Source organism: Ciceribacter sp. T2.26MG-112.2 (assembly GCF_900492205.1).
Taxonomy (GTDB): Bacteria; Pseudomonadota; Alphaproteobacteria; order Rhizobiales; family Rhizobiaceae; genus Allorhizobium; species Allorhizobium naphthalenivorans_A.
Window position 1 is genome coordinate 47182 of record NZ_UEYQ01000001.1, and the last position, 14243, is coordinate 61424.

The following is a 14243-nucleotide window of genomic DNA, read 5'->3' on the forward strand; positions in this document are numbered from 1 at the left end:
GGACGGATCGCTCAAAAACGCAGCGGCGAAAAGGCCGTCGGCGCGAGGCCTATGCGGGCAAAACCCTCCGGAGCCTCGCCTCCCGTCAACAGGCTGGCGGCGAGCGCGCCGAGCGCGGGCGAACTGAGGATGCCGTAGCCGCCCTGCCCGGCGAGCCAGAAGAAGCGAGGATGGTCGCTGGCCGGCCCGAGCACCGGAAGGCGGTCGGGCGCGAAGCTGCGCATACCGGCCCAACTCTTGGCGATCCGGCGGACCTCCATGGTGGTCGCGGTTTCCAGATGATGCGCCGCCCAGGCGACATCGATCTCCTCCGGCTGGACATCGCCCGGCTCGCAGGGGGTCTCGTCGGCCGGAGAGACGAGCAGGCGGCCGGCATCGGGCTTGATGTAGAACTCGTCGTCCAGTTCGTTGATTTCCGGCATGGTGCGGGCATCGACGCCGTCCGGCAGGTCGACCAGGATCGCGGTTCGCCGATGCGGTACGATACCGATCGGCGCGATGCGGAACAGCGCCGCTGTCGGATCGGCCCAGCCACCGGTGGCATTGACGACGATCCGCGCGGCGATCGTTTCTGCTTCGGTGTCGAGCAGCCAATGGCGGCCATCGTCGCGGGCGGACATGACACCGGCCTTCTGGCGGATTTCGACGCCGGCGCGGCGGGCGCCCTTCACATAGCCCTGCAGGAGGCTTTCCACCTCGATGTCCCAGAATTCCGGATCGTGATAGACGCCGGCGACATAGCCGGGGTCGAGGATCGGCGCCATGACTAGGGATTCTTCGACCGACAGCCGCGTGAGATTGTCGGCCTTCGTCCGTTCGGCGGCGAAATGGGCCTCGAACCTTTCCAGTTTTTCCGCATTGGCGATCATCAGCCCGCCGCGCGGCACCAGCAGGGGCACGTCGGTGAAACCCTCCGGCGGACGGTCGAAGAAATCGCGGCTGATCGCGGCGAGCGCGCAAACCTCGGGGCTATTATAACGCAGCACGAATTCCGCCGCCGAGCGGCCGGTCGAATGATAGCCGAGGTTTTCTTCGCGCTCGAGCACCACGACCGAGCGGCTGGCGCCGAGGAAATAGGCGAGCGAAAGGCCGGCGATCCCGCCGCCGAGGATGGCAATGTCATAGGTCTGCATGCATGGTCTTCCCGAATGAAGGCCCATGCTAGCCGGGGACATGGCCCCCGTTCAAATTTATAGCGACAAAAGCCACCATCAATTCAATTGATGCAACACTTCATCCTCGAACAGTTCAAGGCCGTCCATCGCGGCCACGAAGGCCTGCTCGGCCGGATTGAGCATGGCATTGGGATTGCTGATCAGGAAGACCTCGCTGACCGGCAGGTTGCCATAGGGCGGCAATTGCCAGAGCCGGCCGGCCTCGACCCAGGGCCGCACCAGATGATTGGGCAGCATGCCGATGCCGATATTCGCAGCGACCATGCGGATCACCTCCTCGACATGGCTGGACACGGCGCGCACCTCCTGCCCGAAGGAACCGACGGCGCGCACGGCCGTCACCGCATTCATGTGCTGGCCGCCGAGCACGTCGGCGGTAAATGCCACATAGGGATCGCCGCGCAGGTCGTTGAGCGATGCGCCCTTGACGCCGAACAGCCGGTGGCCGGCACCGCAATAGAGGGCATAGCGCTCCAGCTTGTACGGCACTTTCGCCAGGTGATCGGGAATGATGCCGTCGCAGATGCCGATGCTGGCAATGCCGCGCTCGACCGAGCTGATGACGTCCGCCGTGGTCTCGATCGTCACGTTCATGGTGACCTTCGGATGGGCGCCAAAGAAACGGGCGGTGCGTTCGTCCCAGCCGGGGTGATGGACGTGGGAGACGGCATGGACGGAAACATGGCCGGTGATGTCGGCGCCAGCGCCTTCGAGCGTGTCCGGCAGCCGAACGACGGCGGCGAAGATGTCGCGCGCCTGACGATAGAGCCGCTCGCCGGCCTCGGTCATTTCGAAGCGGCCGGGGCGGCGGTCGATCAGGCGATGGCCGGTCGTTTCCTCTAGCCGTTTCAAGGCCATGGAGACGGCCGGCTGCTGCAACAGCAGGCGCGAGGCGGCGGCCGTGATCGACCCTTCCTCGACCACGACGGCAAAGGTGCGCAGCAGATTCCAGTCGAGATTGTGGGCGAAGCGTTCGAGCCGTTTGCTGGCCATGAGGTCGTCCCGGTTTAAGGCACCTCGCCAATAAATCACGTTGATATCGACTATTGCAACTATCTATTTCGCTGATGATCCCGCCGTGCTTAGACTGGCCGGCAAGGCGTCGCGACAGGCGTCACAACAAGGGGAACAATCATGAAGAAAACCATTCTGGCTCTGGCCTTCACGGCCCTGACAGCGCTTTCCGCCCAGGCGGCCGACAAGCTGGTGATCGGCACCGAGGGCGCCTATCCGCCCTTCAACTTCGTCTCGGCGGACGGCAAGGTCGGCGGCTTCGACGTCGAGATCGGCATGGCGCTGTGCGCCGAAATGAAGGTCGAGTGCGAAGTGGTGACCCAGGACTGGGACGGCATCATTCCGGCGCTGCAGGCGAAGAAGTTCGACTTCATGATCGCCTCGATGTTCATCACGCCGGAACGCGCCGAGAAGGTCGCCTTCACCAAGTCCTACTACAAGGCGCCGATGACCCATATCGCCCAGAAGGGCGCCAACATCACCGATTTTTCCAACGAGGGCCTGAAGGGCAAGGTGATCGGCGCGCAGTCCGGCACGACCCAGGCGGAATATGCGACCGCCACCTACCCAGACCTGGACATCAAGCTCTATCCGACCCAGGACGAGGTCAACATGGACATGATCAACGGCCGTCTCGACGTCCAGATCGGCGACATGCTGCCGATGATGGACTGGCTGTCGAAGGGCGACGGCGCCAAGTGCTGCGAACTCGTCGGCGCACCGATCGCCGATCCCAAGTTCATCGGCCAGGGCGCCGGCATCGCGGTGCGCAAGGAAGACACCGACCTGCTCGCCAAGCTGAATGCGGCGATCGACGCGATCCGCGCCAACGGCAAATATGCCGAGATCAACAAGAAGTACTTCCCGATCGACATCTACGAGATGAAGTGATCGGGCCATTCGCCCGGTCAACACACGATCCCCTCGCCGGCCGACGCCGCGAGGGGATTTTTGCATCCGGGAATTGCGTGCGCAGGCGGTTCCGGGCGTGCCGGTCGACGCAGATCGGCTTGCCAAATCCGCCGGTCCTGTCATAACGCCAGCATGACCGACAAAGCCCTTCTCCCGCACAAAGACGACTTCGCCCATGTCCGCGACTGGGTGTTCGACCTCGACAACACGCTCTACCCGCATCACATCAATCTGTTCGCGCAGATCGACCGCAACATGACGGCCTATGTGGCACAATTGCTGCAGATGGAACCGGCCGAGGCGAAGGTGCTGCAGAAGAAATATTACCACGACCACGGCACGACGCTCGCCGGCCTGATGCAGCATCACGGCGTGGATCCGAACGACTTCCTCGAAAAGGCCCATGCGATCGACTATTCCGCTCTGCTGCCGGACGAGACCCTCGGCGCGGCGATCAAGGCGCTGCCGGGCCGCAAGTTCATCTTTACCAACGGCACGGTCGCCCATGCGGAAGCGGCCGCCCGTGCACTTGGCATTCTCGATCATTTCGACGACATTTTCGACATCGTCGCCGCCGGCTACCAGCCGAAGCCGGCCGGCAGCACCTATGACAAGTTCACCAGCCTGAACCGCATCGACACGCGCCATGCCGCCATGTTCGAGGACCTGCCGCGCAATCTGGCGGTGCCGAAGACACTGGGCATGAAGACGGTGCTGCTGGTGCCGCGCAATCTCGGCGACGTGGTGCTGGAAAGCTGGGAACTGGCCGACAATACCGATCCGGCCAACATCGACTATGTCACCGACGACCTTGCCGGCTTCCTCGGCCGCCTGATCGACCTGTCGGCTTGACGGAATTCAAACATTACCAAAGCTTCACCCAGCTTACCGATGTTTAAGTAGGTTCTTGCATTCAGCCGCCCTAGATTTCCTTCATCACCACTGGATGAAAGGAAAACTTCCATGACCGGCAAGACACTCACCCTCGCAGCCGTCGTCGGCAGCCTCCTGATCGGCACCTCGGCAACCGCCGTTCTCGCCCGGCAGGACATGGGCCGCGGTCCCGGCGGCGCAGGCATGTTCGTCCGCATGCTGCAGGAATTCGACACCAACAAGGACGGCAAGATTGCCAAGGACGAGGCGACGGCCGCGCGGGAGAAGATGTTCACCACCGTCGACGCCGACAATGACGGCGTGCTGACGCCCGGCGAGTTCCGCAAGCATCGCGAAGCCATGCGCGCCGCCCGCCAGGCGGAGATGCAGGCCAATGCACCGGCGCAGAACGGCCAGGGCCAGGGCAATGGTCCTGCCGCGGGTCAGGGCCAGGGTCAGGGTCAGGGTCAGGGTCAGGGTCAGGGTCAGGGTCAGGGCAATGGCCCCGGCGCCGGCCAGGGTCAAGGCCCGCAGGACGGCTCGGGTCCGATGAACGCCGAACCGCCGCGTGACGGAACGGGCAACCAGTTCGGCTGGGGCCGCGACGACGATCGCGGACCGCGCGGCGAACGCGGTCAGCATCACGGCTGGGGTCGTGGCTGGGGCGATGACGACGGTCCGCGCCAGGGCAAGCATCACGGCATGCGTGACGGCGAACGCGGTCCCGGAATGGGCCGTGGCGGCCCGATGGGCGAGCACATGGGCCATCGCGGTCCCGGCGGCATGATGCGCATGGCCGACACCGACGAGAACGGCCAGATCAGCAAGGAAGAAGCGACCGCCGTCGCCGACAAGATGTTCACCCAGATGGACACCGACAAGGACGGCTTCATCACGGCCGACGACCTGCCCAAGCGTGGCTTCTGGGGCCGTTAAGGCCCGCCAAGGCCAGGAACTGCAATCGGCCCGCGACTTCTGTCGCGGGCCTATTCGCATTCAGTGCTCGTAGTGCTCCGCGATGATCTGCCAGGCCTGATCGGCAGTCTCGACGAAATGCAGCAGTTTCAGATCATCCGGGGCGATTGTTCCGAAATCCGCCAGCGCCTCGAAATCGACGATACGCCGCCAGAAGGCCTCGCCAAACAAGATGAGCGGGATCGCCGCCATGCGCTTGGTCTGGATCAGGGTCACCGACTCGAAGAACTCGTCCAGCGTGCCGAAGCCGCCGGGGAAGATGGCGATTGCCTTGGCGCGCATCAGGAAGTGCATCTTGCGGATGGCGAAATAGTGGAAATTGAAGCTGAGCTCCGGCGTCACATAGGGGTTCGGCGCCTGCTCGTGCGGCAGAACGATGTTGAGCCCGATGGTCGGCGCGCCGACTTCGGCAGCCCCGCGATTGCCGGCCTCCATCACCCCCGGCCCACCGCCGGTCGTCACGACATATTCCCGATGATCGTGGATGGCTGCGTGCTCGGCGCACAGCCGAGCGAACTTGCGCGCCTCTTCATAATAGACGGATGCGGCCATCAGGTTGGCGCGCTGTGTTTCGTTGCGGGCCGCCCAGGCATCTTTGCCTGGCTCGGGGATGCGTGCCCCGCCGAACATGACGACCGTCGACTTGATGCCGCGCTCGGCAAGGATCATCTCCACTTTCAGCAGTTCGAGCTGCAGCCGCACCGGACGCAGCTCCTCCCGCATCATGAAATCGTCGTCGACATAGGCGAGGCGATAGGAGGGCGATTCGGACTGCGGCGTGCGCGGCACTTCGGCGGCGCGCCGGCGGTCGGTCCGGCTGTCCTTCAGCGGATCCCAGACCCCGTCCTTGCGTCTCTCTTGTCCATTGGTGGGCTTTGCCATCTGTCATGCCTTTCTTGCCGCGATCGGAGACGCCGAATGCGCCGGCGGCTGTTTTCAACCCCGGTCGAATGCGCTAGAGCAGTCACCAGTTCCCGATTGCGAATGCGGATATCGTCCGGTTCAACGATAGACAACGAAGTTTAAGGAATTCAGATGAACGCCACGGATCTCAGCGCCCTCGAACACGTCATCGATGCGGCTTTCGACAATCGCGACACGGTCACCACCGCGACCCGCGGCGAGATCCGCGACGCCATCGAAACCGCGCTCAACCTGCTCGACAGCGGCAATGCGCGCGTCGCCACACGCGGCGAGGACGGCAACTGGACGGTTCACCAGTGGCTGAAAAAGGCCGTACTGCTGTCCTTCCGCCTGAACGGCATGGAAGTGGTCAGCGGCGGCCCGGGCGGCTCGACCTGGTGGGACAAGGTTCCCTCCAAGTTCGAAGGCTGGAGCACCAATGAATTCGAGCGCGCCGGCTTCCGCGCCGTGCCCAATGCCGTGGTGCGTCGCTCGGCCTATATCGCGCCGAACGCCATCCTCATGCCGTCCTTCGTCAATCTCGGCGCCTATGTCGGCGAAGGCACCATGGTCGACACCTGGGCGACCGTCGGCTCCTGCGCCCAGATCGGCGCCCATGTGCATTTGTCGGGCGGCGTCGGCATCGGCGGCGTGCTGGAACCGATGCAGGCCGGCCCGACCATCATCGAGGACAACTGCTTCATCGGCGCCCGTTCCGAAGTCGTCGAAGGCTGCATCATCCGCGAGGGTTCGGTGCTGGGCATGGGCGTGTTCATCGGCAAGTCGACCAAGATCGTCGACCGCTCCACCGGGGAAATTTCCTATGGCGAAGTGCCACCCTATTCCGTCGTGGTCGCCGGCTCGCTGGCGTCCGACAAGACCATGGCCAACGGACAACCGGCTCCGAACCTCTACTGCGCGGTGATCGTCAAGCGCGTCGACGCGCAGACCCGCTCGAAGACCGGCATCAACGAGCTGCTTCGGGACTGATCAGGATGCAGGCGCCCGCCCGGCGGCCGACCATCAGCTGGCTGCTCTTCAGCCCGACCGGCCGCGCCGGACGGCAGGTGTTCATCCTCGGCTGGTTGTTCTGGCTGATGATCAACAGCTATACCGTCACCTCACTCGCCCTCCATCAAGAGGACGAGGAGTTGTTCCGGGTGTTCAGCCTGCTGTTCTTCGCCGGTTTTGCCGCCTCGTTCGCCTCGACCATCATGCTCAGCATCAAGCGCCTGCACGACATGGGGCTTTCGGGCCTCCTGGTCCTGGTGCTGTTCATTCCCGCCGTGTCCTTCGTCATGCTTTTTGTGCTCTTTCTCTGGCCATCGCGGCCGGGCCCCAATCCTTATGGGCCGGCACCCGACTGGCCGCAGACCTGACCCCTGCGGCTGGTGACAGTTGCCGGCCGATCGGCTAAACGTCGTTCATCCTCCCGAACGGTCCCGGCCGACGCTGCCGGACCTCCCAAAAAAGCGCCCGAGATCATGAACGCCACCAATCCCATCGACGTCCTCCAGGCACTTATCCGCTGCCCTTCCGTCACACCTTTGGAAGGCGGGGCGCTGACCACCCTGCAGGCCCTGCTCGAACCGCTCGGCCTCGAGGTTACGCACATGACGGCGAGCGAACCGGGCACGCCCGACATCGAGAACCTCTATGCCCGGCTCGGCAGCCAGGGCCCGCATCTGATGTTTGCCGGCCATACCGATGTCGTGCCGGTCGGCAGCGAGGCCGACTGGAGCCACCCGCCCTTTGCCGCAGAGATCGCCGACGGCATGCTTTATGGTCGCGGCGCCGTCGACATGAAGGGCGGCATCGCCTGCTTCGTCACCGCGCTGGCGCGCCTGCTCGAGGAAAAGGGTCCGCCGAAGGGCTCGGTCTCGCTGCTCATCACCGGCGACGAGGAAGGCCCGGCCGTCAACGGGACGGTCAAGCTGCTCGAATGGGCGAGGCAAAAGGGCGAGCGCTGGGACGCTTGCCTAGTCGGCGAGCCGACCAATCCCGATCAACTCGGCGACATGATCAAGATCGGCCGGCGCGGCTCGATTTCAGCGACCGTCACCGTGCGCGGCGTGCAGGGTCACGCGGCCTATCCTCACCTCGCCGACAATCCGGTGCGCGGCGCGGTGCGCTTGGCCGATGCGCTGATGCACCCGCCCTTCGATCACGGCACCGACAATTTCCAGCCGTCCAATCTCGAGGTCACCTCGATCGATGTCGGCAATAGTGCAACCAATGTCATACCGGCTGCCGCGAGCTTCAAGTTCAACATCCGCTTCAACGACCTGTGGACGGCGGAAAGCGTGCAGACGGAGATCCTGCGCCGGCTCGACGAGGCGGCCGCCGACAGCCATCTGCGTCCCGGACGCGCTCCGGTCGCCTATGACATTGTCTGGTCGGAACGGCCGAGCCATGTCTTCCTCACCCGCGACGACGCGCTGATCGGCTCGCTGTCGCGCGCGATCGAGACAGTGACGGGCGCGACGCCGCAGCTTTCAACCACCGGTGGCACCTCGGACGCCCGCTTCATCAAGGACTATTGCCCTGTGGTGGAGTTTGGCCTGGTCGGCCAGACCATGCACATGGTCGATGAGCGGGTGGCGGTCGAAGACCTGGAAACGCTGACCCGGATCTACAAGACCTTCATCGAACAGTGGTTCGCGAATGCCAACGCTTAAGGAGGTCGAGTTCTATCTCACAGGCCTCTGGCTGCTGTTCAGGCAGGATCCCAAGGGCCTTGCCTATCTGGATTTTTCCGATCGCGGCGCCTTGCGTTCGTTCTGGGCGGCCTTTTTCGCGCTGCCGACGACGCTGCTGACCTTCCTGTGGTGGCGCGGCCTCTATCTGAAGTCGATGCCGGAGGGCGCCGACGTCGGACCGCTTTTCTTCTTCCGCCTCGGGCTGGTCGAGATTGCCAACTGGATCGTGCCGCTGGTGCTCGTCGGGCTGGTCTGCTGGATGGTCGGGATCGGCGCCCGCTTCCTTTCCATCGTCGTCATTGCCAATTGGCTGACCCTGCCGATCGCCTATGCCTACACCGTCGTGCTGCTGATCATGATGCTGACGCCCGGCCTCACCGGCCTTGCGGTGCTTTTGTCCTATGTGCTGGCCTTCGCGCTGATCATGGCGCTTTTCCGCATTCTGCGCATGGTGCTGGGCGACCACGTGCTGACCATCGCGACTGTCACGATGGTCCTGCTCGTGCCGGGAATGATCCTTTCGGAAGCGCTGGAACGCTTCCTCGACGTCTATCCCGGCTGACGGCTCAGATCGATCGCTGGTTGACCCGCTTCGACAGTTCGGCCGCCGTCTCGACCCGCTCGGAATAGCGCTCCACCAGATAGTCGGAACGCTCGCGCAACAGCAAGGTCAGCTTGACCAGTTCCTCCATCACGTCGACGACGCGCTCGTAATAGGAGGACGGCTTCATCCGCCCGGCTTCGTCGAATTCGCTGAAGGCCTTCGGCACGGACGACTGGTTGGGGATGGTGAACATCCGCATCCAGCGGCCGAGCACGCGCATCTGGTTGAGCGAATTGAAGCTTTGCGAACCGCCGCAGACCTGCATGAGTGCCAGAGTGCGACCCTGTGTCGGGCGCACGGCCCCGATCGACAGCGGCAGCCAGTCGATCTGCGTCTTCATCGCGCCCGACATGGCGCCATGGCGCTCCGGCGAGCACCAGACCTGGCCCTCCGACCAGAGAGACAATTCACGCAGTTCCTGCACCTTGGGATGCGACGCCTCGACTTCGTCGGCAAGCGGCAGGCCGTGCGGATCGTAGATGCGGACCTCCGCGCCATAGCGGCGCAGGATGCGGGCCGCCTCCTCGGTCAGGAGCCGCGAATAGGAGCGCTCCCGCAAAGAGCCGTAGAGCATCAGGATGCGCGGCGGATGGGTCATGCGCTCCGGCTGGAACAGGCGCGCCTCGTCGACCGGGCGAAACTGGCTGTCGTCGATGTTCGGCGTATCGGTATCCTCGAGGTTCATTCGGCCGCACCACCGGTCCTGACGACTTCGCCGTCTTCCTTGGTGTAGGTGTCGACGGGATTGTCCAGGAGCGCCAGAACCGTCTCCGAAGGACGGCACAGGCGCGTGCCCTTGTCCGTCTCGACGATCGGGCGATTGATGAGAATCGGATGCGCCATCATCGCATCGATCAGTTGTTCGTCGGAGAGGCCCGCGTCATCGAGACCGAGCTCCTCGTAGGGTGTCCCCTTCTTGCGCAGCAGTTCGCGCGGCGCAATGCCCATCTTGCCGATCAGCTCGACCAACCGCTCGCGGCTGGGCGGGGTTTTCAGGTATTCGATGACCACGGGCTCTTCGCCCGACAGGCGGATCATTTCGAGCGTGTTGCGGGAGGTTCCACAGGCTGGGTTGTGATAGATGGTGACGGGCACGGCGCTCTCCATATTTCGAAACTTCTTGAAATATGGATATGTCATTTCGCGACGCATGACAAGCGCCGCGCCACGGACCATCAGACCAGCTCGTCGCCCGGATAATCCACGCGGAGGAAGAAGAGCCCTTCCGGCGGCGCGACCGGGCCGCAGGCGGCGCGGTCGCGCGCCTTGAGCGCGGCCTCGACGTCGTCCGGCGTCATCTTGCCTTCCCCGGCGAGTTTCAGCGTGCCGGCGAACGAGCGAATCTGGTTGTGCAGAAAACTCTGCGCCGTGGCGCGGATCTCGATCAGGTCCTCGGTCCTTGTCACGTCCAGCCGGTCGAGTGTTCGCATCGGGCTGTTGGCCTGACAATGGGCCGAGCGGAAGGTGGTGAAGTCATGGTGGCCGACGAGCCGCTGGGCGGCCGCGTGCATGGCCTCATGGTCGAGCGGTTTCGACACCCACCAGGCGCGCTCGGCCTCGAGTGCGAGGCGCGAAGGCCGGGTGATGATGCGATAGAGATAATGCCGGCGGATCGCGGAAAAACGCGCGTCGAAACTGTCATCGACCGCGCAGACGTCCAGCACGGCGACCCTTTCGCCGCCCAAGGCCAGATAGGCGTTCAGCGCATTGCGCAGCTTGTAGGGCACCCAGGCACGTGTCAGGTCGACATGAACGACCTGACCCTTGGCATGAACGCCGGAATCGGTGCGGCCGGCACCGCGGATCGACACCGTCTCCCCGGTCAGCGACAGGACCGCATTTTCGAGTGCGCTCTGCACCGAATGGCCGTTGTCCTGGCGTTGCCAGCCGACATAGGGGGAACCGTCATATTCGACGGTCATGCGGAAACGCGGCATCAGCTTAGGACCGTTCCGGGCGAAACGGGCGTACCACGCAGGAAATCGGCCGCATCCAGCGGCTTGCCGCCTGCCTTCTGCAAACGGGTTAGGCGGACGGCGCCCTGCCCGCAGGCAATGGTCAGCGATCGATCGAGGACCGCGCCGGGGGCGCCCTCGCCTTCGGCCGGGGTCGAACCGAGAACCTTGACCCGCTCCGGCTTGCCGTTCACCGCGAGCTCGAACCATGCGCCGGGAAAGGGCGACAGGCCACGAATGTGATTGTGCACCTCAGCCCCATCGCGGGAAAAATCGATGCGCGTTTCGCTCTTGTCGATCTTGGCCGCGTAGACCACGCCCTCATCGGGCTGGGGAACCGTCGCAAGTGTTCCCGCCTCGAGAGCAGCCATGGCTTCGACCATGGCTTCGGCGCCGACGGCGCTCAAGCGATCATGCAGTTCGCCCGCAGTCATGTCCGGCCCGACCGCAACCTTGCGGGTGAGCGCCACGGGGCCGGTATCGAGGCCCTTGTCCATCTTCATCACCATCATGCCGGTCTCGGCATCGCCAGCCATGATGGCACGCTGGATCGGAGCCGCTCCGCGCCAACGCGGCAGGAGCGAGGCATGGCCATTGAAGGCACCGAGCCTTGTGCCGGTCAGGATCGCTTCCGGCAAAAGCAAGCCATAGGCGACGACCGCCGCGACATCGGCACCAAAGGCACGGAAACGGTCCCGGTCTTCCTCGGCACGAAAATTCAAAGGATGCAGAACCGGCAGGCCGAGCCGCTCGGCGGAAAGATGAACCGGGGACTTCTGCAGGTCCAGCCCGCGACGTCCACCCGGACGGGGCGGCTGGGTATAGACCGCGACGATCTCGTGGCCGGCGGCCACCAGGGCTTCGAGCGTGGCCACGGAAAACTCCGGCGTGCCCATGAAGATGATGCGAAGTGCCATGATGGTTTTCGCCCTCCCTTTTTCGCGAGCCGTCCTGCTGTTCAGGCGCCAGTCGCCCGACGAGATCAGAGCGCCTTCGCCCTTGCCGCCTTGGTGAACCGCTTGATCACCATCTCGCGCTTGAGGCGGGAGATATGGTCGATGAACAGGATGCCGTTGAGATGGTCGATCTCGTGCTGCAGGCAGGTGGCGAGCAGTCCATCGGCCTCGGTCAACTGTTCCTTGCCGTCCCGATCGAGCGACTTGACCGTCACCGACGCCGGACGCTCCACCTCGGCATAGTAATCCGGGATGGACAGGCATCCTTCCTCATAGACGGAACGCTCGTCCGACGACTTGATGATCTCCGGATTGATGAAGACCAGCGGACACTTGTCCTCTCCCTCCTTGGAAACGTCGATCACGAGCAGCCGGCGCGGCACGCCGATCTGGATGGCGGCAAGCCCGATGCCCGGCGCTTCGTACATGGTTTCGAGCATGTCGTCGGCGAGCTTCTGCAGCTCCGCATCGACATGCTCAAAAGGCGTTGAGACCTGGCGCAGCAGGGGGTCGGGAAGAATGATGAGCGGCTTGATGGTCATGGGGCTCCCATATCGCATCTTTTCCGGCGATGGAATCGAAAAACGCGGGCCAGGCCCGCGTTTCCGGCAAGTCGCGAATGGAAGAGGAAAAGCTCTAGGCGGCGTATCTTTGCGAGGCCGGACGGCGTTCACTCGCACCTGCCCGGTCAGCATGACCGCGCGTACTCAACTGGCCGAGCAATTGAACAAGTCCGGCAACCTCGCTGCGCAGCCGCTGCGTTTCGGCGGAGGTCTGTTCGACCATGGCGGAATTCTGGTGGGTGAGGGTGTCCATGCTCTGGGTCGCCTGGTTGACCTCCTTGAGGCCGGTCGCCTGGTCCTTGGCGGCGGTGGCGATCTCGGACACGATGGCATGGATCGTGTCGATCCGGCTGATCATGTCGGCAAGGGCCGTACCGGTATTGGAGACCAGGCCGACGCCCTCGTTGACCTGGTTGCTGCTCTGCGAGATCAGGCGCTTGATTTCCTTGGCGGCATCCGCGCTGCGCTGGGCGAGCTGGCGGACCTCCTGGGCGACGACGGCAAAGCCCTTGCCGGCTTCACCGGCGCGCGCTGCCTCGACACCGGCATTGAGCGCCAGCAGATTGGTCTGGAAGGCGATTTCGTCGATGACGCCGATGATCTTGGAAATCTCGGTCGATGATTTCTCGATCTCCGCCATGGCGGAAATCGCCTGGGCGACGACGTCGCCGGAGCTGCGGGCCTGCTGCTGGGTGTCCTGCACCGCCATCGAGGCGCGTTCGGCATTGGTCGCCGTCTGGCCGACGCTGACCGACAGCTGCTGAAGGGCGGACGAACTCTGCTGCACGCCGGCTGCCTGCTTGGCGGTGCTGACGGCGATGTCGTCCGAGGCCTTGGCGATCGTCTCGGTGCCGTCGAGGATTTCCTCCGAAGCGCGGCGGATCGAGGCGAAGGACTCGCTCAGACGAACGACGGTCTCGTTATAGTCGACGGCCATCCGCTTGAAATTGTCCGGCAGATCCGTGGTCATCTTGCTCTCGAAGTCGCCGCGGGCCAGCGCCTCGAGACCGCGGCGCAGATGTTCCATGGCGATCTGCTGGTCGGCCTCGAACTGCTTGCGATCCTCCTCGAGCTGCTTGCGCCGCTCCTCGAGCGTGTCGAGATAGACCGAGATCGAGTAGTCCATGTCGAGCATGGACGCCTTGATGAGAGCACCCAGCTTGTCGGCCAGCGCCTCCGCATGATGCTTGCCGAAGGGGAAGGGCCAGTGCTTGACCAGCACGCCTGCGACCAGTTCGGTCATCAGCATGGAATAGCCGCCGATATACCAACGCGGCTCCAGGCCGATCCGCGCATGGGTCCTGCCGATCGCCGTCACGCCCTTGACGTAGTCGGGATCGAAGGTTCCCTTGGAAACCTTGTCCCAATGACCCAACTGGGCATTCTTCGCTCCCGCCATATGCTCCTTGCTGCTGAAGAAGCGGGCGAGTTGCGGCGTGGCGCCGACCTTGGCGTAGAACTTGTCGAGCACGCCGCCGAGAAGTTCACCGAGGGACGGTCGCAGAGAGTTCAGTATCTTGGACGTCTTCTGGTCAATCTCGAGGAATGCCAGACGTTCCTCCAAACTCTTGTCTGCTTCTACACTCATGATATCGCCATGCTTTCTCGGGCGCT

General features: G+C 63.9%; 16 protein-coding genes. 7 read left to right on the forward strand and 9 right to left on the reverse strand.

The features are described 5' to 3' along the window. Positions 1-11 precede the first annotated feature (11 nt). Both DYZ14_RS00230 and DYZ14_RS00235 read right to left on the reverse strand, forming a co-directional pair. On the reverse strand, positions 12-1133 hold the full coding sequence (locus DYZ14_RS00230; RefSeq protein ID WP_154718811.1) for an NAD(P)/FAD-dependent oxidoreductase: 1122 nt from the start codon (positions 1131-1133) through the stop codon (positions 12-14). A 78-nt stretch (positions 1134-1211) separates the two neighbouring features. Further along, entirely contained in the window at positions 1212-2168 is a 957-nt protein-coding gene (locus DYZ14_RS00235) for a LysR family transcriptional regulator (RefSeq protein WP_154718812.1), read from the reverse strand. A 141-nt stretch (positions 2169-2309) separates the two neighbouring features. On the opposite strand from DYZ14_RS00235, the gene DYZ14_RS00240 reads away from it, so the two are divergent. From DYZ14_RS00240 to DYZ14_RS00250, 3 genes are all read left to right on the forward strand, one after another. After that, positions 2310-3080, forward strand: a complete 771-nt coding sequence (locus DYZ14_RS00240) for an ABC transporter substrate-binding protein (RefSeq protein ID WP_154718813.1) — start codon at positions 2310-2312, stop codon at positions 3078-3080. Between the two features lie 153 nt (positions 3081-3233). Further along, positions 3234-3953, forward strand: a complete 720-nt coding sequence (locus DYZ14_RS00245) for a pyrimidine 5'-nucleotidase (protein ID WP_154718814.1) — start codon at positions 3234-3236, stop codon at positions 3951-3953. Positions 3954-4064: 111 nt separating this feature from the next. Then, positions 4065-4910, forward strand: a complete 846-nt coding sequence (locus DYZ14_RS00250) for a calcium-binding protein (protein WP_154718815.1) — start codon at positions 4065-4067, stop codon at positions 4908-4910. A gap of 60 nt (positions 4911-4970) precedes the next feature. Here the strand turns inward: DYZ14_RS00250 and DYZ14_RS00255 are convergent, their stop codons facing one another. Further along, positions 4971-5831, reverse strand: coding sequence for an LOG family protein (locus DYZ14_RS00255; protein WP_154718816.1), 861 nt, complete (start codon positions 5829-5831; stop codon positions 4971-4973). Positions 5832-5984: 153 nt separating this feature from the next. On the opposite strand from DYZ14_RS00255, the gene dapD reads away from it, so the two are divergent. From dapD to DYZ14_RS00275, 4 genes are all read left to right on the forward strand, one after another. After that, entirely contained in the window at positions 5985-6842 is an 858-nt protein-coding gene (gene dapD / locus DYZ14_RS00260) for a 2,3,4,5-tetrahydropyridine-2,6-dicarboxylate N-succinyltransferase (RefSeq protein WP_154718817.1), read from the forward strand. Between the two features lie 5 nt (positions 6843-6847). After that, complete coding sequence (locus DYZ14_RS00265; RefSeq protein WP_154718818.1) at positions 6848-7231, forward strand: DUF805 domain-containing protein; 384 nt, start codon at positions 6848-6850, stop codon at positions 7229-7231. 105 nt (positions 7232-7336) lie between these two features. Further along, positions 7337-8530 carry a succinyl-diaminopimelate desuccinylase gene (dapE, locus tag DYZ14_RS00270; protein WP_154718819.1) on the forward strand — a complete coding sequence of 398 codons (1194 nt, stop codon included), beginning with the start codon at positions 7337-7339 and terminating at the stop codon, positions 8528-8530. Beyond that, a complete protein-coding gene (locus DYZ14_RS00275) occupies positions 8517-9113 on the forward strand; it encodes a hypothetical protein (protein ID WP_154718820.1) in 597 nt (198 codons plus the stop codon). Before dapE ends, DYZ14_RS00275 begins: the two co-directional genes overlap by 14 nt. Before the next feature lie 4 nt (positions 9114-9117). Here DYZ14_RS00275 and arsH read toward each other — a convergent pair whose 3' ends face one another. The 6 genes from arsH to DYZ14_RS00305 all read right to left on the reverse strand — a co-directional run bounded on the left by arsH (position 9118) and on the right by DYZ14_RS00305 (position 14220). Next, the gene (gene arsH, locus DYZ14_RS00280) at positions 9118-9840 is read right to left on the reverse strand and encodes an arsenical resistance protein ArsH (protein WP_154718821.1); all 723 of its coding nucleotides are present in this window, start codon (positions 9838-9840) and stop codon (positions 9118-9120) included. Further along, the gene (arsC, locus tag DYZ14_RS00285) at positions 9837-10250 is read right to left on the reverse strand and encodes an arsenate reductase (glutaredoxin) (protein WP_154718822.1); all 414 of its coding nucleotides are present in this window, start codon (positions 10248-10250) and stop codon (positions 9837-9839) included. The genes arsH and arsC overlap by 4 nt, the downstream gene beginning before the upstream one ends. Positions 10251-10330: 80 nt before the next feature. Next, positions 10331-11092 carry a tRNA pseudouridine(38-40) synthase TruA gene (gene truA / locus DYZ14_RS00290; protein WP_154718823.1) on the reverse strand — a complete coding sequence of 254 codons (762 nt, stop codon included), beginning with the start codon at positions 11090-11092 and terminating at the stop codon, positions 10331-10333. Next, complete coding sequence (gene fmt, locus DYZ14_RS00295; protein WP_154718824.1) at positions 11092-12027, reverse strand: methionyl-tRNA formyltransferase; 936 nt, start codon at positions 12025-12027, stop codon at positions 11092-11094. Before fmt ends, truA begins: the two co-directional genes overlap by 1 nt. A 65-nt stretch (positions 12028-12092) precedes the next feature. Beyond that, positions 12093-12608: a peptide deformylase gene (def, locus tag DYZ14_RS00300; RefSeq protein WP_154718825.1), complete on the reverse strand. Its 516-nt coding sequence runs from the start codon at positions 12606-12608 to the stop codon at positions 12093-12095. 94 nt (positions 12609-12702) lie between these two features. Further along, positions 12703-14220: a globin-coupled sensor protein gene (locus DYZ14_RS00305; protein WP_195949806.1), complete on the reverse strand. Its 1518-nt coding sequence runs from the start codon at positions 14218-14220 to the stop codon at positions 12703-12705. Positions 14221-14243 lie beyond the last annotated feature (23 nt).

Bases quoted from the DNA above. Each gene is read 5' to 3' on its own strand.
- DYZ14_RS00255 (WP_154718816.1), bottom strand. From the start codon at position 5,831: ATGGCAAAGCCCACCAATGGACAAGAGAGACGCAAGGACGGGGTCTGG.
- arsH (WP_154718821.1), bottom strand. From the start codon at position 9,840: ATGAACCTCGAGGATACCGATACGCCGAACATCGACGACAGCCAGTTT.
- def (WP_154718825.1), bottom strand. From the start codon at position 12,608: ATGACCATCAAGCCGCTCATCATTCTTCCCGACCCCCTGCTGCGCCAG.
- dapD (WP_154718817.1), top strand. From the start codon at position 5,985: ATGAACGCCACGGATCTCAGCGCCCTCGAACACGTCATCGATGCGGCT.
- DYZ14_RS00240 (WP_154718813.1), top strand. From the start codon at position 2,310: ATGAAGAAAACCATTCTGGCTCTGGCCTTCACGGCCCTGACAGCGCTT.
- truA (WP_154718823.1), bottom strand. From the start codon at position 11,092: ATGCCGCGTTTCCGCATGACCGTCGAATATGACGGTTCCCCCTATGTC.
- DYZ14_RS00230 (WP_154718811.1), bottom strand. From the start codon at position 1,133: ATGCAGACCTATGACATTGCCATCCTCGGCGGCGGGATCGCCGGCCTT.
- DYZ14_RS00250 (WP_154718815.1), top strand. From the start codon at position 4,065: ATGACCGGCAAGACACTCACCCTCGCAGCCGTCGTCGGCAGCCTCCTG.
- DYZ14_RS00265 (WP_154718818.1), top strand. From the start codon at position 6,848: ATGCAGGCGCCCGCCCGGCGGCCGACCATCAGCTGGCTGCTCTTCAGC.
- dapE (WP_154718819.1), top strand. From the start codon at position 7,337: ATGAACGCCACCAATCCCATCGACGTCCTCCAGGCACTTATCCGCTGC.
- DYZ14_RS00245 (WP_154718814.1), top strand. From the start codon at position 3,234: ATGACCGACAAAGCCCTTCTCCCGCACAAAGACGACTTCGCCCATGTC.
- DYZ14_RS00275 (WP_154718820.1), top strand. From the start codon at position 8,517: ATGCCAACGCTTAAGGAGGTCGAGTTCTATCTCACAGGCCTCTGGCTG.
- DYZ14_RS00235 (WP_154718812.1), bottom strand. From the start codon at position 2,168: ATGGCCAGCAAACGGCTCGAACGCTTCGCCCACAATCTCGACTGGAAT.
- fmt (WP_154718824.1), bottom strand. From the start codon at position 12,027: ATGGCACTTCGCATCATCTTCATGGGCACGCCGGAGTTTTCCGTGGCC.